We start from the raw sequence: 1229 nt of genomic DNA, 5'->3' as shown, positions 1-1229 counted from the left end.
TCCCGAAATGTCAATTTAAATTAGAAAAAAGCTGAAAGTTGTTCATCTGTGACATAGCTTAAGAATACTTCAAGTGGCGTGCGATAATTGAGTGACTTACGAGGAATATTATTTCGACGATACATTAGTTGAGTAACTAGTTCATCTGGTAAGTGACGAAAATCTAACTTCTTACTAAGGCCATCACGGCGTAAGATACCATTATTGTTCTCGTTCAAGCCACGCTGATTGGGAGCACCGACTTCTGCAAAATAAGTATGAAGGTCATGTTTATTAGCGATGTCACGCCAACCGGCAAACTCTTTACCATTATCAAAGGTAATCGACTTCACAAAATGACGGGGTAACTTAGAGAGCCATTGGTCCAAGTGCTGATTGACAGCTTCGTCCGTTTTTCGGTGCACATTGAGGACAATCATCACTTTGGACTGCCGTTCTACTAGGGTCATGACAGCACCATGATGAGCTTTCCCTTGAACAGTATCAGCTTCAAAGTGACCGAACTCATTTTGGTAATGGGGGAAATCTTGATAACGTTGGTAAATACTGCGCCCTAGATGACCAGCCTTACCACGGCGTTCGACATAGCCATTCGGATGACGTTTTCCCTTCATTGGTAAATGTCGGACATTAAATTGATATTGTCCTCGGGCAAACATCCGGTAAAGCGTGCGCATACTACAACTAATGGTGCGCTCTGCTCGACCGATGATCGTATCGGGTGTCCAACCGCGTCTGATTAGAGAATGAATATACTCAACCTCAGCTGGCAGTAATTTAGTTTGTTTACGGCCACACCGACGTTTATTGTGTTGATACTGACTAAGATACTGTTCAATGGTTCTCCCGCTATCAAGGAAACGATAAATCCGATAAATAGTTTCTGAGCTTCGTTTAAGTAGTTTAGCAGCCTGATAAGCCTTGGTGCCTTGACACCAAAAATCAGCTATGAGGGTTAGTTCACGTGTGGTAAGATGTTTATAGGTCATTTGTGATTGCCTTTCTTTTGATTAGGGATACTCAAAAGTCTATCACAAATGGCTTTTTTATTTTTCTAACTTAATTTTACAAACGGCGACTAAATATAATTCAAAATTAAAAGCACAAATAGTCCATGAATATCTTTCTACTTCTCAGAGTATTTATGACCTTGGTAAAAGATACGATATTGGACCGCGGCTTATTGCCAAATGGATTCAAAGATATCGAATGGAAGGACCCAATTCACT

Annotated in this window: 2 protein-coding genes; one reads left to right on the top strand and one right to left on the bottom strand. The window is 40.7% G+C overall.

The window, feature by feature from the left end:
- Positions 1 to 20 precede the first annotated feature (20 nt).
- Positions 21 to 989, bottom strand: a complete 969-nt coding sequence (locus CK797_RS09020; RefSeq protein WP_104689396.1) for an IS30 family transposase — start codon at positions 987 to 989, stop codon at positions 21 to 23.
- Positions 990 to 1062: 73 nt separating this feature from the next.
- Between CK797_RS09020 and CK797_RS09015 the strand changes: the two genes are divergently transcribed.
- Positions 1063 to 1229, top strand: a 167-nt coding sequence (locus CK797_RS09015) for a transposase (RefSeq protein WP_146085289.1), incomplete at its 3' end; no start/stop codon positions are given.

This window comes from Limosilactobacillus pontis, from assembly GCF_002940945.1.
Taxonomy (GTDB): Bacteria; Bacillota; Bacilli; order Lactobacillales; family Lactobacillaceae; genus Limosilactobacillus; species Limosilactobacillus pontis_A.
The sequence above is the reverse complement of the archived record's forward strand: the minus strand, read 5'-3'. Positions and strand labels throughout refer to the sequence as shown.

Coding starts and splice junctions, on each gene's coding strand:
- CK797_RS09020 (WP_104689396.1), bottom strand. CDS start 989: ATGACCTATAAACATCTTACCACACGTGAACTAACCCTCATAGCTGAT.